Annotated in this window: 12 protein-coding genes and 1 pseudogene; 8 read left to right on the top strand and 5 right to left on the bottom strand. The window is 30.9% G+C overall.

The features are described from left to right. The first annotated feature begins 90 nt into the window (after positions 1-90). The 3 genes from folD (at position 91) to dnaJ (ending at position 4,527) form a co-directional block, all read left to right on the top strand. On the top strand, positions 91-957 hold the full coding sequence (gene folD / locus KTT71_RS01260) for a bifunctional methylenetetrahydrofolate dehydrogenase/methenyltetrahydrofolate cyclohydrolase FolD (RefSeq protein ID WP_216782666.1): 867 nt from the start codon (positions 91-93) through the stop codon (positions 955-957). A 435-nt stretch (positions 958-1,392) separates the two neighbouring features. Continuing rightward, positions 1,393-3,279 carry a molecular chaperone DnaK gene (gene dnaK, locus KTT71_RS01255; RefSeq protein WP_216782665.1) on the top strand — a complete coding sequence of 629 codons (1,887 nt, stop codon included), beginning with the start codon at positions 1,393-1,395 and terminating at the stop codon, positions 3,277-3,279. Between the two features lie 126 nt (positions 3,280-3,405). Beyond that, entirely contained in the window at positions 3,406-4,527 is a 1,122-nt protein-coding gene (gene dnaJ / locus KTT71_RS01250) for a molecular chaperone DnaJ (RefSeq protein WP_216782664.1), read from the top strand. A gap of 707 nt (positions 4,528-5,234) precedes the next feature. On the opposite strand, the gene KTT71_RS01245 is transcribed toward dnaJ, so the two are convergent. Next, positions 5,235-5,837 carry a peroxiredoxin C gene (locus KTT71_RS01245; protein ID WP_216782663.1) on the bottom strand — a complete coding sequence of 201 codons (603 nt, stop codon included), beginning with the start codon at positions 5,835-5,837 and terminating at the stop codon, positions 5,235-5,237. Positions 5,838-6,833: 996 nt separating this feature from the next. Between KTT71_RS01245 and KTT71_RS01240 the strand changes: the two genes are divergently transcribed. Continuing rightward, complete coding sequence (locus KTT71_RS01240; protein WP_216782662.1) at positions 6,834-7,559, top strand: UDP-2,3-diacylglucosamine diphosphatase; 726 nt, start codon at positions 6,834-6,836, stop codon at positions 7,557-7,559. A 293-nt stretch (positions 7,560-7,852) separates the two neighbouring features. On the opposite strand, the gene dnaT is transcribed toward KTT71_RS01240, so the two are convergent. Continuing rightward, positions 7,853-8,410, bottom strand: coding sequence for a primosomal protein DnaT (gene dnaT / locus KTT71_RS01235; protein ID WP_216782661.1), 558 nt, complete (start codon positions 8,408-8,410; stop codon positions 7,853-7,855). A 3,533-nt stretch (positions 8,411-11,943) separates the two neighbouring features. Between dnaT and fabI the strand changes: the two genes are divergently transcribed. The 4 genes from fabI to xthA all read left to right on the top strand — a co-directional run bounded on the left by fabI (position 11,944) and on the right by xthA (position 18,633). Further along, positions 11,944-12,732, top strand: a complete 789-nt coding sequence (fabI, locus tag KTT71_RS01230) for an enoyl-ACP reductase FabI (protein ID WP_216782660.1) — start codon at positions 11,944-11,946, stop codon at positions 12,730-12,732. A gap of 2,186 nt (positions 12,733-14,918) precedes the next feature. After that, positions 14,919-15,389, top strand: a complete 471-nt coding sequence (rnhA, locus tag KTT71_RS01225; protein ID WP_216782659.1) for a ribonuclease HI — start codon at positions 14,919-14,921, stop codon at positions 15,387-15,389. Between the two features lie 1,015 nt (positions 15,390-16,404). Further along, complete coding sequence (gene gloB, locus KTT71_RS01220; RefSeq protein ID WP_216782735.1) at positions 16,405-17,160, top strand: hydroxyacylglutathione hydrolase; 756 nt, start codon at positions 16,405-16,407, stop codon at positions 17,158-17,160. Between the two features lie 636 nt (positions 17,161-17,796). Beyond that, on the top strand, positions 17,797-18,633 hold the full coding sequence (gene xthA / locus KTT71_RS01215) for an exodeoxyribonuclease III (RefSeq protein WP_216782658.1): 837 nt from the start codon (positions 17,797-17,799) through the stop codon (positions 18,631-18,633). A gap of 2,234 nt (positions 18,634-20,867) precedes the next feature. Here the strand turns inward: xthA and fabA are convergent. The 3 genes and pseudogenes from fabA to KTT71_RS01200 all read right to left on the bottom strand — a co-directional run bounded on the left by fabA (position 20,868) and on the right by KTT71_RS01200 (position 25,974). After that, positions 20,868-21,386, bottom strand: coding sequence for a bifunctional 3-hydroxydecanoyl-ACP dehydratase/trans-2-decenoyl-ACP isomerase (gene fabA, locus KTT71_RS01210; protein ID WP_216782657.1), 519 nt, complete (start codon positions 21,384-21,386; stop codon positions 20,868-20,870). A gap of 2,453 nt (positions 21,387-23,839) precedes the next feature. After that, positions 23,840-24,409 (bottom strand): annotated as a pseudogene (locus tag KTT71_RS01205) (glutamine amidotransferase-related protein); the annotation flags it as partial. Next, entirely contained in the window at positions 24,409-25,974 is a 1,566-nt protein-coding gene (locus KTT71_RS01200; protein ID WP_420885582.1) for an anthranilate synthase component 1, read from the bottom strand. The pseudogene KTT71_RS01205 and the gene KTT71_RS01200, both read right to left, overlap by 1 nt. Positions 25,975-26,522 lie beyond the last annotated feature (548 nt).

Genomic DNA, 26,522 nt, shown 5'->3' with positions numbered 1-26,522 from the left:
AATATATTTTTTAGTATGACAATACATGTGTCTATATTCAACCAAACATCATCTCTTATCTTTGCAAAAGATAAATGGATTTAATTAATCATGGCTGCAAACATTATTAATGGTAAGATTATTGCTAAACAGATTATAAAAGAAATAGCTGTACGTATTCAACAGCGCTCGGCTGAAGGAAAACGTGCTCTTGGTTTGGCAGTAATTTTAGTGGGGCAGAGTAACCCCGCCTCCCGTATTTACGTCGACAGTAAACGTCGCGCCTGTAAAGAAGCAGGAATTATATCTAAATCTTATGATCTGCCTGTGTTCACAAGTGAAGATCAGCTATTAAGCTTAATTGATCAATTAAACACAGATAACACAATAGACGGCATTCTTGTACAGCTACCGTTGCCTGAAGGTATCAATAATATAAATATTTTAGAACATATCTCCCCAGGCAAGGACGTTGATGGATTTCATCCATATAACATTGGTCGTTTATGTCAGCGGGCCCCTAAACTCTGCCCTTGTACTCCCAGGGGTATTATTACTATGCTGGAAAGATGCAAAATCAATACATACGGTTTGAATGCACTGGTTGTTGGCGCATCAAATATAGTTGGACGACCTATGGCACTTGAACTTTTGTTAGCGGGTTGCACAACAACAATCACTCATTGTTTTACTAAAAATCTGAGAAATCATGTCGAGAATGCTGATATGGTTATCGCTGCTGTTGGCAAACCTCACTGTATTCCTGGTAACTGGATAAAACCAGGTGCTATAGTTATCGATGTTGGGATAAACCGTTTAGATAATGGACAAGTCATCGGTGATGTTGAATTTGATGTAGCTGTGGAACGTGCCAGCTGGATCACCCCAGTTCCAGGTGGGGTTGGACCAATGACTGTAGCTGCATTAATTCAAAATACTATACAAGCTTATGAGAAATTTTCTGATATTCAATTTTAGACTATCTTTAGCATAAGGAGATTATTATACAGAATTAGGGTTTATTGCATGCTGCAATATTTTAAAATAGGCTATTTTAAGTAGTACAACTTATTAATAATTTTTTAAAAATTAGGTTATAAAAGATGCAAGTTCTAATATTATTATTTTTAACTCCAATGTACCCGGTGTATAACCTATTCAATACTATCAGTATATAGTAATTACTAAATAATTATTAAATTATTGAAAGTAATCAGTGTATTTCTTAAAAAGTTCTCAGGAAGAATCATATCAATAATCTCCAGCCAGATCGTAATTTTTAGTAAGCCATATTAGATGTAAGCACAGTTGATTGCGATATTATAGGTAGAACAGAACGGTTGAAAACCTAAATATTGCCCCCACCTATGGTAGCAATGAAATTAATAACAAAATTCTTAGTGGAGATCTTCGATGGGCAAAATTATTGGTATCGACCTAGGTACAACTAACTCTTGTGTAGCTGTAATAGATGGAACTAATGCACGTGTGCTAGAGAATTCTGAAGGAGACCGTACTACTCCTTCAATTATCGCATATACTCAAGACGGAGAAATTCTGGTTGGTCAACCTGCAAAACGTCAAGCAGTAACTAACCCGAAAAATACTTTATTCGCAATTAAACGCTTGATCGGTCGTCGTTTTGCAGATGAAGAGGTACAGCGTGATAAAAGCATAATGCCTTTTGGTATTGTGGCGGCAGAAAATAAAGATGCCTGGGTTGAAGTTAAAGGTCAAAAAATAGCGCCGCCACAAATCTCAGCTGAAGTTCTAAAAAAAATGAAGAAAACTGCAGAGGATTTCTTAGGAGAGGCAGTGAATGAAGCAGTAATAACTGTTCCTGCATATTTTAATGATGCTCAACGTCAAGCTACAAAAGATGCTGGTCGTATAGCTGGCCTAGAAGTAAAACGAATTATCAATGAACCTACTGCAGCGGCTCTAGCTTACGGCTTAGACAAAGAAGTTGGTAACCGAACTATTGCAGTTTACGACTTGGGTGGTGGTACTTTTGATATCTCTATAATTGATATTGATGAGGTTGATGGTGAAAAAACCTTTGAGGTTCTAGCTACCAACGGTGATACCCACCTGGGTGGGGAAGATTTTGATAGCCGTCTGATCAATTATCTAGTTGAACAGTTTAAGAAAGATCAAGGTATTGATCTGAGGAATGATCCGCTGGCTATGCAACGCTTAAAAGAAGCTGCTGAAAAGGCAAAAATTGAGCTATCGTCTGCTCAGCAGACAGAAGTAAACCTGCCGTACATTACCGCAGATGCTTCAGGTCCAAAACACATGAATATCAAAGTAACCCGCGCAAAACTTGAATCACTGGTTGAGGATCTCGTAAACCGTTCCATGGAACCACTGAAAGTAGCTCTAAAAGATGCGGGACTTTCTATATCTGATGTGCAAGATGTCATATTAGTTGGTGGTCAGACTCGCATGCCTATGGTTCAAAAGAAAGTAGCTAACTTCTTTTCTAAAGAACCACGCAAGGACGTAAACCCAGACGAAGCAGTAGCAATCGGTGCTGCTGTTCAAGGTGGTGTCTTAACCGGAGAAGTTAAAGACGTTTTACTTCTGGACGTCACGCCTTTATCTCTTGGTATTGAAACCATGGGAGGCGTAATGACGTCTCTTATTACAAAAAATACGACCATCCCCACTAAGCATAGCCAAGTATTCTCAACTGCTGAAGATAACCAGTCTGCTGTTACTATTCACGTGATCCAAGGTGAACGTAAGCGTGCTTTAGACAACAAATCTCTGGGTCAGTTTAACTTAGATGGTATCCAGCCTGCTTTGCGTGGTACACCACAAATAGAAGTTACTTTCGATATTGATGCTGATGGTATACTGCATGTATCCGCAAAAGATAAAAATAGCGGCAAAGAGCAAAAGATTACCATCAAAGCTTCTTCTGGACTGAATGAAGAAGAAATACAGAAAATGGTACGTGATGCAGAAACCAATGCTGAATCCGATCGTAAATTCGAACAACTTGTGCAAATTCGCAACCAAGCTGACCATCTGGTTCACGGTACTCGCAAACAGTTAGAAGAAGCTAGTGATAAGCTTACACCTGAAGATAAAAAAGATATCGAATCTGCTTTAACTGAATTGGATAGTGCAGCTAAAGGCGAAGATGAGTCTGATATAAAAGCAAAAATTCAAACTCTAGTTCAATTTTCCAGCAAACTTTTAGAAGCTACTAAAAAGCAAGCCGAATCTAGCAATGATAAAGAGAGCGACGTGGTAGATGCTGAATTTGAAGAAGTTAAAGATAAAAAATAATTATCCTTAGGAAACTTAGTAGAGTAAAATATAAAGATTAAATAATCTGATACATTATCTTAGCCGTCACAGGCACAGAGAACACTTAACGTCTATAAATTTATGTTAAGGGGTAAGACGGATCAAATGGCAAAAAAAGACTATTACGAAGTTTTAGGTGTTCCCCGTGATGCAGAAGAGCGCGAGATCAAGAAAGCTTATAAGCGAATGGCTATAAAATTTCATCCTGATCGCAATCCGGAGGATGTGAAGGCGGAAGAAAAATTCAAAGAAGTTAAAGAAGCCTACGAAATATTAACTAATGCGCAGAAGCGTGCGGCTTATGATCAATACGGTCATAAAGCATTCCAACAAGGTGGCATGGGTGGAACCGATGGCAGCACTGACTTCAATGATATATTTGGTGACGTGTTTGGCGATATATTCGGAGGAGGTCGTCGTCAGCGTTCTGCCGGCGGTGCCGATCTTCGTTATAATATGGAACTCACTTTAGAAGAAGCAGTCCGTGGTGTAACTAAAGAGATTCGTATACCTACGCTAGTGTTATGCGACACCTGTCGTGGTGATGGTACAAAGAAAGGCACTAAACCCATGACCTGTACCACTTGTCATGGTGCAGGGCAAGTACATATTCGTCAGGGATTTTTTACCGTACAACAGTCTTGTCCACACTGTAAAGGACGTGGTCAAATAATTAAAGATCCATGCAATACATGTCATGGAAATGGCCGCATTGAGAAACAAAAAATACTTTCAGTCAAAATTCCTGCTGGAGTTGATACTGATGATCGCATCAGATTAAACGGTGAAGGTGAAGCTGGTAATAAAGGAGCGCCCTCAGGAGATCTATACGTACAAATTACAGTTAAAGCACACCCAATATTTGAGCATCAAAATAATAATTTATTCTGTGAAGTACCGATAAACTTTGCAATGGCAGCACTAGGAGGTGAAATTGAAGTCCCTACCCTAAATGGGCGTGTAAAACTCAGAATACCCGCTGAAACCCAAACCGGTAAAATGTTTCGCATGCGAGGCAAAGGAGTAACATCTATACGCAGTAATATCCAAGGAGACTTATTATGCCGAGTAGTAGTTGAAACTCCAGTAAAACTAAATGATAAACAAAAACATTTATTGCGTGAACTAGAAGAAAGTTTTAGTAATTCTTCAAGTGTTAATAATAGCCCGCGTTCTAAGAGTTTTCTAGATGGTGTCAAGAAATTCTTTGATGATTTAACCCACTAAATTAATATTTCATGTTAATGAAATTTGTAATGTTTTACACAAAAGTAAATCTTACGTATATGCTCTTGTGAAGAACACTGAAGATATCTATGCTAGATCTATCTATAATAAAAGGATTGCCAACTAGTGTGGAACCACAAATTACATAGATACAAAACACAATGAAAGACAAGAAATAAGTTATCTAGTTATTAATCATTTCTTATGTTCAAGCTGCTGTGTTGTACAAAGAAATATAATCATTGATAATGAGATGATATTAATATACAAAGGTATATGACTTTATAGCCTGTTTACTGACCATAGGAATGCACATAATAATACAAAATAGTTTTAAATCACTTGATTCAGGCACAAACATTTAACAGTCATTGCTAACAATAAATAATAACTATATGGTAGAAAAGATCTCTTGTCTAGTAAAAAATTAATATAAGAGTTATAGCAAGCAATTAATATATATTTAACATAAAGTAATTGATGCAATGATGCTAGTATCATAACAGGTTATAGCTATATCATAAAATTTAATTATTCTTTATTTTTGACATTTCTTGTCCTATTTTTATTCTAATCTCATCTAGATCATAGTAAATTTAAAATGATTACAGGAGAAATAAATATAGTCATACGAGAAATAAGTGCTTGCTTTTTTAAATCAAAATAAATATCCCTTGACTATATTTATTCTTTAAATTACAAATGAATTACAGTTTTGTGGAATTTTCAGATAAATATTTAGCAACTCCATCAGGAGAGGCATCCATACCTTTTTGACCTTTTTCCCATTGAGCTGGGCAAACATCACCGAACTTTTCGTGAAACTGTAATGCGTCAACCATGCGCAACATTTCATTGACATTACGACCTATAGGTAGATCATTAACAACTTGATGTCGCACAATACCTTTTTTATCGATCAGGAATGAGCCGCGCAGAGCAACTCCATATTCTGGATGCTGAATACCATATGCTTTCATAATTTCATGGGTAATATCAGCTACCATTGGGTAATTAAGATCACCTACACCACCACTGCTCACAGGGGTTTTGCGCCATGCGTTATGAACGAATTCAGAGTCCATAGACACTCCAACAACTTTGACATCACGGGATTTAAATTCTTCAAAACGATGATCAAAAGCAATCAGTTCAGAAGGACATACGAAAGTAAAATCCATTGGCCAGAAAAAAACTACTGCCATCTTATTTTGCGTGAATGTCTTCAAATTAAAATTTTTAATAATTTTACCATTACTCATTACAGCAGCGGCTGTAAAATCAGGGGCTTGACGAGCAACCAGAACCATATTAACTCCTGTTAAATTTATATTGAGATAGATGATTAGATTCTAATCCTTAGAAATATTATAAAGATCAAAACTTGTATAATGAAATTTAAATAACCCTCTTGAATTGTTATTGAATGACTAACTAATATAGAAATCATCCATACAAGTTTTTATAATTTCTTACCAAGTCTAATTTATATAACAGGAAAATTCAAGATCAATAGATTGGTATCTAAGGAATAAAATAAAATAGCTATTTAAAATAGATATATTTAATCAGTCCTCTGGAACACACAAACAATTTATCGCATAAGGTATTTTATATAAAATCCTTATTGTCAAGACTCTGTCTTCAGAATAAATAAATATTTCTAATAACAGCATAATATATAGAGAAATTGCTTAATAAAGCTGCATAAAATACTATTTCTCCGAGCGCAATGCTTTTAAAAATTTTTAGTCTTACAAAATATTTTTTTATTCTTATTGCAGAAGATACAATAGAACAGAAAACTACTAAATGCGACGCATCAATTCTAATAAAATATAAATTAGACAACATAAGCGCTACTTCCATTCTATGGAATAGCATTAAAATTTTTTAATACCGTTATAAAATAATAATTACTCCGTTCTAAAAAAAATTTTATTACAAGTTATTAGAGCACATTTTTACGGTATTTCCATTAAATTTTTTGGCAAAAAAATGTATTTAAACACTTTATGAAAAAGATTTGATAACTTATAAAATATTTTATACTCCAGCATAAAACAGATTCAATATATCTCTGTTAAAACGAGAAACCAAAACTTTTGAAAATACTCTTAACGCAATTAAGCTACAATTAATAAAGATAAACATTATAAAGTACACAATTTTACGTCAATTTTCTCATAACTACTTTGCCAATCTCTTGTTACAATTACTTAGTAATTAGAGATATACAATGTTAGATAAAATAGTTAAGAATATGATAACAAAAATATAAAATTAAAATAACAATTCTATTTATAATGCACACACTATTTACAGCAGATTTACATCTTAGAGAACAGGAGCCAGAAATCACAAATGGTTTCCTGCGTTTCTTAAAACTTAATGTGTATAAAGCAGATGCCCTTTATATCCTTGGAGATTTTTTTGAATACTGGATAGGTGACGACGATCCTCAGCCCTTACATCGTGAGATAGCTGCTGCCCTACGAGGTATTGCAACTGCCAAAGTACCCTGCTATTTCATTCATGGAAACCGTGACTTTCTGCTGGGTAAGCGCTTTGCTAAAGAATGTAGGATGACGCTGCTACCACAAGAAAAAAGAATATCCCTATATGGGCACCGCATTATTATTATGCACGGGGATACTCTGTGTACTGATGATATAGACTACCAACGTTATGCTTGCAAAGTACACAATCAAATTATCCAAAAGATATTTTTGTGTTTACCAATATGCACCCGTTTAAATATAGTAGCTAAAATGCGATGCCGTAGCCAAATGATAAACCGCTGTAAACCTGAAGCAATTATGGATGTTAATCCACAAGAAGTTATTAATGTACTAGAAAGAAATAACGCTGATTGGCTGATTCACGGACATACTCACCGTTTGGCAGTTCATGATATTGCAATCCAAAATGGCAAAAGAGCAAAAAGAGCGGTATTAGGTGCATGGCATCATAATGGATCGATGCTCAGCGTTACTCCGGAAGGTATGGAGCTTATAGAATTTCCATTATAATATTAGTGTAATTAACTGTTAAGATTATACATTTTTGCACTAACCTAAAATTGATATTAAAAAAGTTTATTATAACTAAGACATGTTGATACTCTGTTGCTATAATCATTATCATAAAAGGCTAATGATATTCATTCTATGAATATTCACTGGATATCCAAGAAACTAGTACTTAATAAAACACTTTGAAAATTTATAAGCATGAATAACGGATCGTCTTATTTTATGGATGATCAGTCAGGGGGGTTATTATGTTGTATCTCTTATACTCATAAAGACTACACATATTATTATTAACCTCTAAAACCTTTGGGAATGGAATAAGTATCTTTAAATACGTTATTCATATCTAGTTTAGATCGGGTTCGATTAGTAATACGATTCTGCTGTATACTACGCGCTAATTTCTGCTGCCATTGTACATGATGAAACGCTTTACCTTCCGCTTCCCAATAAGATACAAACGAAGCTAATTCAGTTCGTGTTACCGGCGTTTTAAGGATGTATCCCCATATTGCAGCCATATGTAAAAAATCATTATCAGGATGCCAACCTGAATGCATAACGAATTTTCCACAAGAGTTTGCACGATATTCAGTTAAAGGATCCAACAAATAATTATTACATAAATCATCTTTTAAAAAGACATGAGAATTGCCAGTATTTCCTAACTTTTCTAAAGCAAGAAGATCAGCCATTCTCTTTGGTGTTACTGCATAAAAAACAGGTATAGGAGCACTATCATCTAGTACAGCTATGATGCCACAATCAGTAGATGTTAAAGCTGTTATAGGGTTAGTACTAAATTCATTTAAGTTTGTGATTGAAGAGGATAAAATCTTGACAGACATATTTTTACTCTGATGCTATGTAAACGAATGAAGACTAGCAAAAATAAATTGCTGTTCTAAAATTTGTTAAGATAATTTATTTAAATTCTATGTTATCTTTAAGTGTATTAATAATAAAGATATTATAAGCAACTATTTTTATAAGACCAATAGAAGCTGCAGGTTCATTGAGAAATCAATCGTAATTTATTGAATAAATCAGGATCCTGATACAGGATGTCTTGATGCAATAAAAGAATATCTTATATAATCATCTCCAGAAGTGAGGTAGCTCCTAAATAAAGAATTTATAATATTAATATTTAGCATTTAACGAAACAGAGATTAGATAATCAAATTAAGTTGTTTGGCTATAATATTAATCTTTTATTTTTTATGAAAACGTAGTCATCATCGTAGTATTCACTGAGTTTAATAGAATTTTTAATTTGGCAAAACCTATTAGCTCACTCTAATGATTAAGATAAAAGATAATATATCTGTATACTACAGAATTTAAGAACAAACTATTAAAACATTTATGCGTAGAATAGAAAATATACTTTCAGCATTAGTTGAACGTTCTGCATGGGGCAAAAGCAGTTTATATTAAAACTCTAAGTAAAATGCAGGCACTACTTCGATATACGGCAAAGAGGTTTTATATATTACATCAAACAGCTAACCAACATCTTGCTTGTCTCTGATGCGCTAGTGTATTATCTTTAGGATCTTCTACGAGGAATGGATCTATATCCATACCATTTAATACCTGTATTAGTGCAAAGCCAGGAAATATTAGATCCAGTTATAACATGTGTATCGTTTCAACATCTTAAAGTTGTACCTTTTTAGGAAACGAGCTGCTTTAAAACTACTAAAAAATAAACTCTTATGACTTTATATTTAGATTTAACCTCATATTTGACATAAAGCATGAGTAGTATATTCTAAATGGCGAATATTACTCCTATTTTGATAGTATCCCGTTGAGATACACAGCAAAAAATTTTGTACACTAGATAACTATAAAATTGAAATTCGTCTTAAATATTTGGATAGATCTTTCTATCGTATTCAGCAACCAACTATGCATTAATCCTCTTGGTCTAATATTCGCATACCTTAACAAAATAAAATATAAAACAAGAAATTGATCATTTGCCAGTTGGTGCTTTTCTATTCATAATGCATAAGTATTAAGCAGGGTATATTTTGTATAAAAAGAAATGATAAATCCTAAAAAGGCAAGCCGCGTATGCAACAAAGTAACTATAAATCTTAGAAACAGGAAAATTGTCAAAACTACTGACCAGGAAATGCGATGCTCTACATATCCCTCAGAGCTAGCTGAGCATTTTATGATATAACCAAGACTCTCATTTGACATCCAGGTGTTGAAATACTGCCCTGGTAGTTTAAACCCAAAAAGCTATAATAAAATAATATAAATATATGGTGCACTATTTCTTATGCCATTAAGAATAAGATACTGATGTAGCATATTTATAATCATACAACAGAAATATCTGCATTTTAACTAAAATGCTCTTTTTGCGCATATTGTAACAAATATAAAATATCATTATATCATCTATAAACATCGCGTTAGTTTTTCAGGCATGCTGGTCTGAAGGATCTTAAAGTGCAATTTTGCTTGCCTACTATATCTTAAGTATTATACCCAGCTAACTAAAAAATGATAAGCTTGTTAATTAATTATTTAGTACACGCCAGGGAGTGATATCAGTATTTTCCCAATCGCAAAAAACTTTCACGAAGAGCGTTCAATAGATATTAGTCATGATATAAAACTCTTAGGATAGGCAAATAACAGCAATTATCCAGAGAATTTGTAGCCTGCCTGCCAAGAAGCGGAACGATTGATTCAGAGAATAACTGATCTCATAGATGCAATGAATCATTTTATTCAGTAATAGCAATTCTTGCTATCACAGCAAGTTTACAGGGCATATAATACTATCAAGAAGCATAAAAAATTCTAGAAGAGCATTTCCTATTGTCATACTAATCAACTCTTTATCCTTGTAATGATATCGTTATAATATTCAAGAAATAACATTTAATATATTTGATAACGCCTCATATGACAGAGTATTTTATAAAAAACCATCTTTTTATCCTGTTGCGAAGATTCTGCAGGCAATTACATCAAAGCATTAAACCAAGTTATTTTTATCTTCTATATAAAGCAAAACACAATTACTTTTGTATTATACCGGCTGTTTTCTTTTATTAATTAAAATATCTTTATTATCTCTGCTTGGCTTAATTCTGCTTGAGTCTACTCCTAACACCTCACTTTTCAGTGCATTTCTAATTGATGCGCACATAGTATTCCTAAAAGGAGATTTATGTCTCTCTAGCACAAATAGTAGGATAATAATAAAACAATTAAAAGAGACGTGCCCTGCAACTGTGGAACTCTGTATTTTAGCATTTATGATAGCAATAATCTCAGTTATTTCTTGGGTATTATAGTTGTCATATTAAGATTTAGATAGAAGTATAGAGCGATTGGCTCCCTAGAGATATTCAGATGCTCAAGCCGTTTTTCTGGTTAGATATTTTACTTATATTCTGTTTACTGCATCTAGTTTTACGACCGGTTTAGGTCGGTACTATATACTATATCGCATGAAAAATATAGCAAGAATGATCTCTAGTTAATGCGTGTCTGTTAAACTTACATTATATAATGCTACGCTCCTAATTGTTGCCTACTGCATGATTCTGTCTGTTATCTCTCTAGTATTAATACCAATGGTCAACTTTATTAAATTCTCGTCATCGTATTTTACATATTTAGATATTGCTAAAAGTAAATAACGTATCAATAAATATTGCATCAATTTAAATTACTTTCTTAACACTTATGCTATTATTAACATATTATATGAATATAGACAGATTAACCACGTTGCTCTAGCATGTGCGTTAATTTTGCAACCAAAAGTTATTGGTACTGATGAAGAAATTGCTGCCTTAGATATGTAGATACATTTACAGATGATAAATGTTATATCAGAACTACAACAAAAACACTTAATCTCTTATATATGTTACTCAGATTTTAAAGCGGATCCAGCACATTAGCAATCAAGTGATCGTGATGTGTCATGGAGACGCAGTATAACTACGGTATTACTTATCAAGTATTAGTATACCCAGATATAAAATAAGTAAACTCTTAATCTATAAATTAACATTGCTATGCGCAGTATTGCGTCGCTATATTTTGATAGTATGTTATATTGTATATAGTAGGCTAGAATGAAAACAATAATATAGATATATAAAAATTATACATTAATAAATAAATGGTTGAGTGATTCACGTTTAAGTTTACTTTGATACTGTCATAAAATCTTAACAAAAAGATTTTTTCACATATCTATTTTCTCTGAAAAGAGATTAATATCTTCATATTTATTAAATGCCGCGAAGAACACCCCGCTCTTCTGTATAATTCGGAAAAGTAGATAGAGCTAAAATACTTAAGTAATATAAAACTAGACTAAAAGGGTTATTATATGGATTCTATGATCAACAAGCGCATTCTTATCACTGGCATAGCTAGTAAACTCTCTATTGCTTACGGAATAGCATGTGCTATGCACCGAGAAAAAGCCGAATTAGCTTTTACTTACCAAAACGATAGACTTAGATCCCGCGTAGAAGAATGCGCAGCTCAATTCAATGTCGATATCGTTCTACCTTGTGACGTAGCAAAAGATGACAGTATAAATGCGATGTTTAAAGAGCTAGGGAAATATTGGCCAAAATTAGATGGTTTTGTGCACTCTATAGGTTTTGCCCCTGAGGAACAGTTAAATGGCGACTATGTAGATGTAGTTACTCGTGAAGGTTTTAGAATAGCTCATGATATTAGTTCTTACAGCTTTGTTGCTATGGCAAAATCTTGTCGTAAAATGCTTAACACCAACGCCAGCCTGCTTACTCTCTCTTATCTAGGAGCAGAACGTGCTATACTAAATTATAACGTTATGGGTCTGGCAAAAGCTTCCTTAGAAGCCAACGTGCGCTATATGGCAAATGCCATGGGTCCTCAGGGAATCCGTGTGAACGGTATCTCAGCGGGTCCAATCCGTACTTTAGCTGCATCTGGCATCAAAAACTTTCGTAAGATGATGGCGCACTGTGAAAAGTTAACACCAATTCGTCGCAGTGTAACTATCGAAGATATAGGAAACTCCGCAGCATTTTTGTGCTCTTCCTTAGCTAGTGGTATTTCTGGGGAAATATTGCACGTTGACGGGGGATTTAATATATCTGCAATGAACGAATTAGAAACAGATTAATCTGCTGGTTTTTTAGTATGGTTATATTGTGCTCTTTAGCATATAATTTTTATTAGACAATATCCTAAATTATTTCCTTTCAATCTAAAGATGTGGATCACTTATATCACTAGACAGATAAAAAAGTAAGTATAACACATGACAAAATATCTAAATATTATGACATCAGTGCAACTCATTAGCAGAAAAATTACTTAATATAACATAAATAGATAATATAAAAGTTATATCAGAATATACTTCTATAATTTCATAAAGAACTAAATATATCTATATTTTGTTTTTATTTATTAAAAAAATTAGATCACGAGAAGCAATACCTGTGAGTATTATGATTATCTGTAGTGAAATAAGTATCCATAATCTAAAAATTGGGAATTTATTTCGTTCAAGATAAGTATAGCAATTGCAGCTTAAACACCATAATACTATGACTGTACAAAGCAGTTTAAACAGGAATAAATTTAATACTAAAATATTGCTCTCTAAGATAATAAAGCTGCTTATAAGGCTTTATCTATTCTGAGCATCGTTACTAACTATTTAATATCTAGAACATACTAAAAGTCAAAACATCGGTATTTCTACAAAAATTTTTTGTTTTAAAATTTTATTAAATCCTATCTTATTATAGATTGTTATATAATTAACCACACGAAACCTTCGAAGGATTAATGCTGATAAGCAATGAATTGAGATAAATAATTTTTTATAGAACGATCATTGCCTTAGCGTATGGAACTCATACAGATTCGGAAGAATGATGCAATATCATTGCATGTTCATTATAATCAAATGATAAAGCATTGAAGCAACGGTGTTCATCTTGTCTAAGTACTCTATGAATAGAAAATATAAAGGTTTAGCAAGAGCTGCCTGATTTTTAAATAGTATAATCCACGGATTATATCAATCCGCAATTTTTTAATATATTCTTTATGATCTCTTCATGAAAAATATATTCATGAAGTTATAAGAATCATAACTTTATTATATACTACTCAAGTAACATGCCAATGGTCTTGAAAAATAATATAGGCAAATAGCGTAGACCTTTCTAAAATTATCAGAAGAAATAACATCTTATTTTTTTAATGTATCATAGCGTATATTTCTAAAAGTAGAAATTATTCTATTAAATAACGAGTTAAAAGTACTATATATTAATAAAGTATATTAAGAGATGATTTTAAAAATTCAGTACAAATAACGCATAATAGTATTCATACTATATTCAATGATTATACTGTTATATTCATACGATAGATTATAAAAAATCTTTAAACTGATAACTCAAAAGATATGAGCAAAACTTATTAATTCTCATAAAACTATAACTACTGCTATCCTTACTTATGGTATATAAGAGACATGCAATAAAACTGTGATCTAAATAGTTCGCTGTTTCTCAAAACTATGCTTTCTACTATATATTTTCTATCTTGATTATGCGTTTAGTATATTACGTTTAAAATATTATTAATTTAACTGCAAATAACTGCTGCTTATATTTTTCATAAACCAAGACAAGTGTTTTTTCTGTGCTTATCATTCACTTACATATTCTTGAAGAATTCTAACACACTATATTTCCTGATAATATTTTATTTCATCAATAGACTAAAATTTATATATGTCTTCGCAAACAGAAAAATCTATACTACTAACGCAAATTAAGTGTTTTTAAAGTATTAATATAAACCAAATAAATAAACTCTATAATATTCCGCTATAATTTCGTGCTAATTAATAAGTATTATTCAAGTATGAGTAATAGAAATAAGATGTTAGAACATCTTTCTTAGAAGAGAACTATTAAGCAAAGAAATTTATAGGTCATAAATATTATTATCAAACTATTGATGATTTATTATGTACTCGGGAATAATCAATAAACTGTTTTTACAATTTATAAAATTTCAGAAAAAGTTTTTTATCAAACAGATAAAAATTATTTACACTATAATTACAAAAAATTTAAAGACAATATAAAATATAAGAGATAACGATATAAAACTAATACCAAACAAATTTTAATTTACTATTAGTATATTTTATCTTGTATCCCTGGATTATTGCTATAGTGCGTTTCTTTTTCTCAAATATCTATACTATTATTGTCCTGTATTTAAAATATAAATTTCTATAAAGATTCAGGTGTTTACCACGAATTAACCTAATAGATTATGACAAAACAGGTTGAGATTTTCACTGATGGTTCTTGTTTAGGTAATCCAGGCCCAGGTGGCTATGGTGCTATTTTGCACTATAAAAAACAAGAAAAAACTTTGAGCTCTGGCTACTATATAACCACGAACAACCGAATGGAGTTGATGGCGGCAATCGTAGCATTAGAAAAACTTAAAGAAACATGCTCAGTAGTTTTGTATAGTGATAGCCAATATGTGCGTCAAGGGATCACTGAGTGGATTCATAACTGGAAAAAGCGCGACTGGAAAACAGCAGACAAAAAACCAGTTAAAAATATAGATTTATGGCAACGTCTCGATATAGCTATTCGAGCACATAAAATTAAATGGGTCTGGATCAAAGGACACGCAGGCTATATTAATAACGAACGCTGCGACGAGCTAGCGCGCACAGCAGCTGGTTGCCCAGAAAAGGAAGATATTGGCTATCAACTAGAAAACAGATAACTAATATTAGATAATATGGTATTTAAGAGGATACAAAATCTTTACAGATAAGAAACATAGAATTGATGATTATTATTAAACTCGATATACGTTAAGAATTTTATAACTTGATTTTAGAATCAAGTTATAAATACTAAATTCAAAATAAATACATAAAATGATAAGATAAAATTTTAATGTTTATAAAAAGTTAGATACTGCTTAAGATCTAGCAAAATAATTTTTTATTATTTAGTGGTGATTGATGCAATGGCTGAATAATAATATGAAATATTAATTCAATTAAATATAAGGCAAAGATATGTCATTTTATGACAGTTGCGAATATCAAATAATTATTATAATAGAAATTAAATATTTTCGTAAGATCAATATAAAATAATAAAAATTTATTGGGTATAACGGTCTAAAAATTAGACTCTATAACCCATTCTTAAAAAATGAGATATATCGGCGATAAAATTATTATGTTTTAACAATCAGGTTTTTGTAGGGACAACAAACGAGATAATTTTTATTATAAAGATGCAATAAATATCAAGCAAGAATTTAGCAAATATTTTATAAATTCATTTATAATTAATTCATTGTAAATCCGAATTGAATACATGTTAAAATAAAAATCAAGGATATTGTGCGGTATCATTCACCTTAATAAATTATCATTTTACTGAATCTAATATAATATTAGCATTCACTATTCTATTAATACTCATTATGCATATTCATTAAAAGAAGTCTAATTATGGTAAAGTACGCTGAAGATCGTTAAAAATTTAGGATATGTACAACGAAAGAACATAATTTTACTTCGTGATAATAGGTAAGTCATAGTAATATTACTATGACTTATATGTATCCTCTCTGACAACAGAGGTTTACTAAAATTTTAGCATATAATTAGAAAAAGATATTCTAAGGAAGTATGATAATACCATATATCAAATCATAGTATATATAACCACTAGTATCTTCTATTTATTATAGAATAATTATATTAAGAACTATAGATATGATGACTCTAATCGCTATTCCTGCTATGAAAGACAACTATATTTGGGTGCTATCTAATCTTCAACGTGAGAGTATAATAATTGATCCCGGTATAGCTAGACCAGTCTTAGACTATCTCACAAAAAATAATATTACCCCTAAAACAATTCTACTAACTCATCATCATAATGATCATGTAGGAGGCGTATATGATATTTTAGAACAGTATCCGAATATTCCTGTTTATGGTCCCTTAGAAACTCTAAATAAAGGATGTACTAGCCCAGTGCTAGCAAATGATAAAATTATTGCATTAGATATTATATTTCAGGTTTTATATGTACCAGGGCATACTTTAGGACATCTTGCATACTATGCGGTACCATATTTATTTTGTGGAGATGCACTTTTTTCTGCAGGTTGTGGACGTATTTTAGAAGGTACACCACAGCAAATGTATTCATCCTTACAAATCATTGCTCGGCTTCCAAATAATACATTGATTTGCTGCGCTCATGAGTATACAGAATCTAATCTTAGATTTGCTAGATTTGTTTTATCAAAAAATAAATCTATTCAAGAATATCAGAGAAAAGTTAGAACTTTAAGATTTCAAAACCAACCTACGTTACCTTCGTCTCTAAAATTAGAAAAAGATATTAATCCTTTTCTACGCTGTCATGACAATGATTTAGAGCTTAATATTTCCTGTAGCAATAGACCAGATAGTGCTTGGAAAATTTTTGCTCTACTGCGAGAGATGAAGGATCTCTTTTAAAGAGTTGATTCTTTTAAGATAAGAGTAATATTATTTCTTATATTAGATGAAGATGTGATACTACTATAAGATAACATAACAATGCACTTAATATTATTATAACTAGATAGATAGCGCGCAGCAATACTACAAACAGAAATAATAGACATGCAGATAAGAAATAAGTGCTGTAATGAAAATTAAAATATCTCATATTTTATTTTTGCAAATAATCAGTTTTATCTTTATAAAAAAGTTACATCAATATAATAGCCATTAGCTACACGTAGCCTACTTTATTTAAAAAATAAGATTACATATAAAGTATTTCAAATTAATTATGTTTTATTCTAATCTTATTGTATTTAAAAATATCCTCTTTCTCTGAAAGACAATAAGAATATATTTAGATTATATATCTATTATCAGAAGATCTACTAAAACATACAATAGTAATGCATAAAATGACCTACAAAAAGTGATAAGCTTAACAAGCCATCAGTGATTTAGGAAATATACAAATTTAAATTTTGTAGAATACAGAGAATATGTAATCAATCTAGATTGATTTAATTATATTTAAGTCATACAACATATATCTATATTGTTCATATAAAAATCTTACTGAATAATCATTATTGAATATAGGATATACTAATGAAGTTTATTTCTTTCAATATCAACGGATTGCGTGCTCACAAGCATCAATTAGAGGCCATCATCTATAAACATCAACCTGATATAATTGGTCTACAAGAAATAAAAGTTCACGATGATATGTTCCCCGTATCCGATTTAGAATATTTAGGATATCAAATGTTTTATTATGGTCAAAAGGCACATTACGGAGTCGCACTACTTACTAAAGAACAGCCATTAGAAGTACGTAAAGGTTTTCCATATGACAAACAAGAGGAACAGCGCCGTATTATTATGGCTGATATGAGCACTCCAACCGGAATACTAACAATAATAAACGGTTATTTTCCGCAGGGCGACAATCGTCATAACATGATAAAATTTCCAGCAAAACGCAAATTTTATCAAGATCTTCAAAACTATCTTGAGACTAATCAGAATCCAGAAGGACAAGTAGTTGTTATGGGAGACATGAACATTAGTCCTACTGATAGTGACATCGGTATTGGCGAAGAGAACCGTAGAAAATGGCTCAATAAAGGAAAATGCTCATTTTTACCTGAAGAACGTTATTGGATGAATCAAATCAAAGATTGGGGTCTTATTGACACTTATCGGCAAGAACATCCTAGATGCAACGATCAGTTTTCGTGGTTTGACTATCGATCAAAAGGCTTCGATCAAAATCGTGGCCTGCGTATAGATTTGCTATTGGCAACCCAGAGATTAGCTAAATGCTGCATTCATACAGGGATTGACTATGAAATTCATGGCATGAAGAAATCATCTGATCATGCACCAATCTGGGCTGAGTTTCAACTGATCAAAAATAATCTAATGCAAACCAACATGTAAAACATATAGAAGTGATTACTGCTGTATTTTTTATAATAAAAGCCTACTGCTTACACTACTCAGTAAATGATATAGAGAAATTATATGATAAGGTATGATAAGAAAATTATAGTCATTAACATTAACTTATTAAAGTATATACGACTACTAAAAAATTTAAATTAAAATAATATATTATTTTAATTTAAACAAGCAATTTATCTATATTTATGAGATATGAAATTATATGTAAGCACATACTAAGTTAGTATATTATCAAAAAAGTTTAATGATATACATCACAATCATACTCTTTGAGCTTTGACTAATCGCTACACTTTTGTTATAAAATAATCTAATATAAATTATTATTGATCATAAGATATTTAATATCTTATAGATAATTAAATAGTATTATGCTGATAACAATAAAGAATGTTTTTCTAAATAAAAATATATTAATATCACAATAGTTCTTATTGTTACTAAATCAATCTTGAAGAATGCAGGCTTTGCCTCATTATAGGTATATGGTATAGTTCATCTATTTTTTATATTTAATAATATTTATTTTTAGAGCCTGTTATAATAATAATATTTACAAGCAACTCTAAAGGGTAGCCATGCAGCCAGTAGTATCTCTCGACCATTATTTACTAAATATTAATAACATAATAAATACTATTTATTTATCTTAAGAAGAAATTATGAACTTTTCGATATAAAATATTTTTATATTATATCTTGCGATTAAAGATGGCATAATATATTTTATATATTGTAATTTGCCTGATAAATTGAAATAATAATTTTAGGTATAAAGATATCAAGTTTCATGATATTTTAATTTATCTAAACTAGATAAACTCTTTATTTATCAATATTATTATGGTAAGCATATTTTATGTTAAAAAATCATTATTTATAGATAGGAATACATATATCATATAGTAGATATAAAAATAATTTTGCTTATCCAAAGTTCTCGGAAAGGTAGATAGCATATTATTAATTATTACATATGATATTTTAAGAAAAATACCGTATCATTTCATGTAGCATATATCTATATACTCCTATTAGTTAATGGTATATAAATAAATATAAGATTAATATCTTAAAATTATTTTAGAAAAATTACTATTAGTTATTCATTAAATTATCTTTTGCTAAAGAATAAATTTATCAGAGATAAGTTATTATTATTGTTTAAATAATATTAGAAAAGTATTATTAATTTAACAATAATATTAGCAATGATGCTCAACTTATGATTTAAATAAGTTAATATTAAAGAATCATTAAAAATATAAAATTATTCCAATAATATTGGAACAACTATATAAACATCATTAAATATTTAATAGAAAAAAGTGACATATTAAATATGTTAAGAAAAGCGATTATTTTATGGTCCTTAAGTCATTCAAGATCATTAACTCATTTAGGATCATACTATATTCTGGAGATAAAATATTAAACCTTACTGTAAGACTGTTTATTAAGATAAAAATATCGTTTAATAGTTTGATATATAACATGATCTACTTCAATGACTTAATGATCTAGAATGCATCTGTATTTTATTTTGAAAAATAAATTAAGCGAAGCAGATACTCCTTCCTTAAATAAAGAAATAAAAATAATTAATTAGCAATAATCTGTATATTATTTCACATAATATGGACACGTTTATTATATGACGTGATATATAACTGATAGAAGATATTAAATATTAAAAATGTGATTTTAATATTTATGTCAAGTTTTTACTTGCCTTCAATACAGTAATTGAGGTATATATTATGTTAAAGCAATTTTATTAAGTATTTAGAAACTATTCTTGATCATACTAATGCTTCACTGAAGACAGATGGGATAAATATAGTAAATTTAAGATTACCATCAACTAAATATCTCTATATTTTGAGATAACATTAACTTACTAAAAAATTACATAACTAAAAATATTTGTACAAATTATCATATCTTCTGTAAGAAAGAGATAACATGTGTGACGCAAACAACATATATTATATTATGGACAATGGGATAAATTTTACCACGAGTATATCAAGACCCATATTTCTTGTGAATTAAGCATCTACATAAGAGAATGATCATTATCTATACTGTCTAATAAACATATACTGTGTACGAGACCTTCTTACTTTAACTAATTCTTTAGTTATAGCAGGTTATATCCTAGAATGAATTTTTCATATTTTAGAAAAAAATTTTTTTATATTGTTGGATTAAAATGAGCTAGTATCTTTAAATAATCCTACCTTAAGGTCAGATGCATTATATATTACGACCCCATCAACTAATACTTCCCCATCGGCCATGCCCATAATCAAACGACGATTAATGATACGCTTAAAATGAATACGATAAGTCACTTCTTTATCAGTAGGTAGTACCTGTCCAGTTAATTTCACTTCACCGACACCCAAAGCACGTCCCTTCCCTTCACCTCCAAGCCATCCAAGATAGAAACCAACTAGTTGCCACATAGCATCTAAACCTAAACATCCTGGCATTACTGGATCTCCAATAAAATGGCAAGCAAAAAACCATAGATCAGGATTTATATCTAATTTAGCTTCTACATATCCCTTATTGTAGTTACCACCATGTTCAGACATTTTTACAACACGATTAATCATAAGCATCTTGCCTGATGGCAATGGTGGACCGCTAGCACCGAATAGATCACCACGCCCACATGCTTCGAGGTCTTCTTGAGTATAATACTTGCGTTTATATACCATAATTCTTATTAGCCTTATTTTAAGCAATATTATTTCTTAGATCATACATGTTATATTTAACAGATCCGCAAAGACATACTAAAAATTATTTTCACTAAGAAATATGACTAATACATCGCCTAATATCGACTCTGTTTTACTATCGTTGTCATACTAAATTAGTAGAATATCTTTTGTATAAACATCTTGTTATATCAATAAATATGATACAATGAAGATAAATATTTTTTAAAAGTTATTTACAAATATGCTCTACGAAAATATCAAGATCATTTGTGTTCTTTATGCTTGATTAAGGTATTTTATATAGTTACATACTTGGTATTATATACCCCCTGAAGATCAGAGGTGCACTAATTAACCGTGCAAGATTCTCAGAATATATTAGAACTTATTAGACATAATAATAAAGATTTATTTTGCTCTATAATTTTCTAGTTAGTTAATTACAGTAAGTGTACAAAAGAATAATTTATAAATTTGATTTGCTCTATATGAGTTAATATGTCACAAGCAAAACATCTATTATATTTTATGATTTCTCTTTAAGCTATTTCTTACTTCATGATGAAGCAAGAAATATATTTCAAAAAAAATTGAAGTTCTTGTTGAACTATATGCATAGTTATTTTTTTAATATAATTCATGGAGCTCTCCTTGAACTACGCAGTCGGATAAGCTCATAAAATAAGGGATTATTATAAAGCATATTGTTTTGTCCAAACAACAATATTTATCGATCTATAGTGAGTAAAATCTTTATATAAGCACTTCTTAGAATATCAGTATATTCAGGTTAAAGTATATTATACATTAACTATAACGGAAAGATATGAGTAAAACAGCTCATAAATAATTTATAAAATTATGCCGTTAAATATTATTTTAGAGCTATATATTGAAATGGAAATAGTTTTTAGTGAAATCAAATAAGATACATAATATCAAATTTATACTTTGTTCATAACAGTTTCTTAGTTATAACCCGAAATATAATAACAAAGTATTTTATTTTATAATAATGATCAAAAGAAATTCATAAAACCATTAATTCTTCATATAAATATTAGTATTTATTATTCTGCTCTCTCGTAATGATGCACCAAGGGCTTAATAAGTCAAAATATTAACATCCTCTGCAATTTCTGTGCTAAATTTGTCTTCTGTTTATTAATGTATTACTATATAAATTTATTGACGTTATAAAAAGATATAAATAATCATAATAAATGAAATAAGGTTTTCTATGAAGAGATGCTATATCTTAAAAATCATATGTATACTTATTTTAAGCATAGAATAAAATAAGTATACATCTTTTTGTCCTTAATAGTAATGTTTTTAAAAAATTTAATTTTTATTATAAATATAGAATAAATACATAATTAATATGTCAAAAATATTTTTACTACATTATTGATATACATTAGCTTAATATATGAAGAAAATATGCATAAAAAATTGATTTATTTTATACTATAATGCATATGAACATTTAAACCGTCCGTTTCTCTTAAAGAGCTTAAGCATTATTAAGCTAGTTATCTTGTAAGCATAAAATTTTAATTGGCATCAGAAAATATATCTTATAAAGATATTATTATATTAAGTAATTTGTTTAATATCCCCCGCTAAATTCACAACTAATTTAAGAGAATAATTTTATTTAATACACAATACTTTAGTAAAGTGTAATTATAGCATTAAAAATATTTAAAAGTTTTTATTGGATATTGTATTCAAGTACTAAATCATAAATATCTATAGTTATTTTAATGCAAATCATTTAATAGATTAGATAAGGAATGCTATCTTTATTTAGTTATTTATTATTTAGAGCTAAAATACTTAATTATTTTATCCAAAATCAGAAATATAATTACGCAATATTATTACTATTTATCAGAACACAAATCACTCATCTATAAATTGATAATATTCTGTATCTAATATAATATTTATTATGACAGACTATAGACCTACAATTGCATAAGATCTTCAGTAATTTATTATCTTATCCACATTATGTTTATCGTTTTCCGTCAATCTCGACACAGACAGAAGAGAGAAGATAATAATAAATTTTTATAACTTTTATTAAGTTTGCATAACTTTTACACGTCTTAGATGCAAGAGAAATCACGTCAAGAAATACTTGATTAATTGTTTTTAAAAGCTAGACAATTCACTGTTTTTGCATAGAAGTCATCTGACTGCTCAATTAATGCAATAACTAACATATTTTTATTACACCAAAATAAACACTATGCCCTATAAGACAAGTTGTCTAAAGACCCTAATATTCTATAACGCAGGTTATAGAGCGCACTTTATTTTATGCACATTCTCATGATATAAAGTTGGTTTTATCATAAATTAGATATTCGATCAAATCCACTGACTGTTATTAGTAATAAATTTATTAATTATAAATGTTAATTATTTTACAATAAAGCCCATCTTAAAGTTTCTTCAAGTAAGCGCCCACCCTGCGTCGTAAGAATTGACTCTGGATGAAACTGAAATCCAAATACACGATCTTTATCATTGCGAACTGCCATAACCATGTCATTAACATAGGCATTCACTGTTAATCCGGTGGGGATCCGGCTACCTACTAGAGAATGATATCGCGCAACAGCAAGCGGAGAAGGAAAACTACTAAACATTCCTATGCCATCATGTTCTAGAAGTGATACTTTACCGTGCAGTATTTCACTTACTTGTGATACTTGCCCGCCGTAAGATTCTATAATAGCTTGATGACCAAGACAGATTCCAATAATGGGTAATCTACCACGCATCAAACCCAGTAATGCAGGCATACAGCCTGCATTAGATGGATTACCAGGACCAGGAGATAACACTAGCACTGGATTTTCCATCTCAGTTACTTTATTAATAATGATTTCTAATGGTATGTGATTGCGATATACAATTACATGGTGTCCATTAGAACGAAGCTGATCGACCAAGTTATAGGTAAAAGAGTCGATATTATCAAGAAGAAGAATATCAGTCATTAGAATACCTCTTTCACATTATGAGCAGTAGCAATAGCCTGCAGAACTGCACGAGCTTTATTACGGGTTTCCTCTGCCTCAGCATGTGGCAGAGAGTCAATTACTACGCCTGCGCCAGCCTGAACCGTAGCTATACCATCTTTTACATAAGCAGAACGAATAACAATGCAAGTATCCAGATCGCCATGCGAAGTAAAATAACCTATTGCACCACCGTAGCTACCACGACGATCTTGTTCGGCTTCATAAATCAATTGCATAGCACGAATTTTTGGTGCGCCAGTTAGCGTACCCATGTTCATGCAAGCCTGATAAGCGTGTAGAACATCTAAATCCTGACGTAATATTCCAACTACGCGGGATACCAAATGCATGACGCAAGAGTAACGATCGACCTTAGTTAAATCAGCAACATAGCGTGATCCTGGTTCACAAATGCGAGCTAAATCATTACGAGCAAGGTCTACTAGCATTAAATGCTCAGCCAGTTCTTTATGGTCAGTGCGCATTTCCAGTTCAATGCGGCTGTCTAAATCATGATCTAGTTCTCCATTAGCGTTGAGTCCACGTGGTCTGGTGCCTGCAATCGGATATATCTCAATATTGCGGCTAGTCACATCATATTTCAATGCACTTTCTGGTGATGCACCGAATAAAGAAAAATTTTTATCCTGCATAAAAAACATGTAAGGACTTGGGTTACTGTGCTTCAATGTGTGATAGGCCGCCAGAGGTGAAGGACATGGAAGGGTGAAACGACGTGAAGGAACTACCTGAAATATTTCACCGATACTAATTGCTTTCTGTAATTTACTAACTACATTTCTAAAATTTTCGTCGCTTAAATTGCAATTCAACTGCATTTTTTCAACATGAGGATGCTCTATGGGTTCAGCGTCATATTGCATCTCCTTGGTTAACTGTTGCAAGCGCTCCTGCAAGCGCTTGGTTTCTTCCTGGTTATTTCCGAAAATCGATGACTGTAAACGAGCAGTGTGATGTTTGTGATCTAGAACTAGCATGGTTTCCGCCATATAAAAGCAGAAATCTAAATGTCTCTTATCGCTACTTAATACAGTAAGATTCTCGAATCCTGCAACAAGATCATAGGCGAAGAGTCCTCCAATAAATATCGCTTCACGCTCCTGCACCGGAGCATCAACTAGTCTTAATAAAGTACGAAGGGCATCAAATACTGATAATGATTTTAAGCGAGCATCTTCATCTTGAATATTTTCAATAACAGGAAAGTGCAAAACTCGCCTATTAAAGAGAATATCGTTTTTAACTTTTGATGATATCCTTGTATCTAATAAGGGTAATAAACTACGACCATTCTCTGTTAAAGCTTCGATAGTTACTCTACGACCTGAAGCCGTAATCCGCAATGCGCTATCTATAACTAAGAGGCTTTTTAAATCTTTTTTATTATCAATTTCAGCTGATTCTAAAAGCAAGGTTGATGAACGGGCTCCGCATAGTTGATTAAAAAGTGCTGTTGGATCATTGCGGTAAGCTACATTTTGAGTCAATAGAGTTAACACTGGTTTTATGTAATTCATCATTATATTCGCTTATGGGCTGATTGATATTTAGTGAAATTAGCCATAAAATCTCGCAGATTGCGAGCAATAGTATCATAATATTCCTACATTTCAGACATCACATATCTATAATATAGTTTAGATAGAATATCTATATTAATTAACTAAATAGACTCTTTTAAGACATTACTTAATATTGTCTTAACCTGAATTAATTTCTTGATCTATATTTTTATGAGTAGTTGTTTTAAAAATAGAATTTAATAACAAATTTGATCAAAAAAATAATTTACTGATTTATAGCAATCCTTTTTAATACATGTATTTATATTTTTCATAAGAAAATTATATAGATAGGTATGACTGAGTATAGATATCAAAGAGATCTATACTCAGTATAACACAGCAACTTTATTCTAATTATAGGTATATATACTGACAACAGTTTTTCTATCTATCAATAGATATATTATCTTCTTGCTCACTAAAAAGATGTCGTTGATAGAAATAAATACATTAGATATGATATTACGATTATCATATATATATTAATATAGTACCTAATAAAA

The organism is Candidatus Profftia tarda, from assembly GCF_904848675.1.
GTDB classification, from domain to species: domain Bacteria; phylum Pseudomonadota; class Gammaproteobacteria; order Enterobacterales; family Enterobacteriaceae; genus Profftia; species Profftia tarda.
This window is presented reverse-complemented; position numbering and strand designations above follow the sequence as displayed.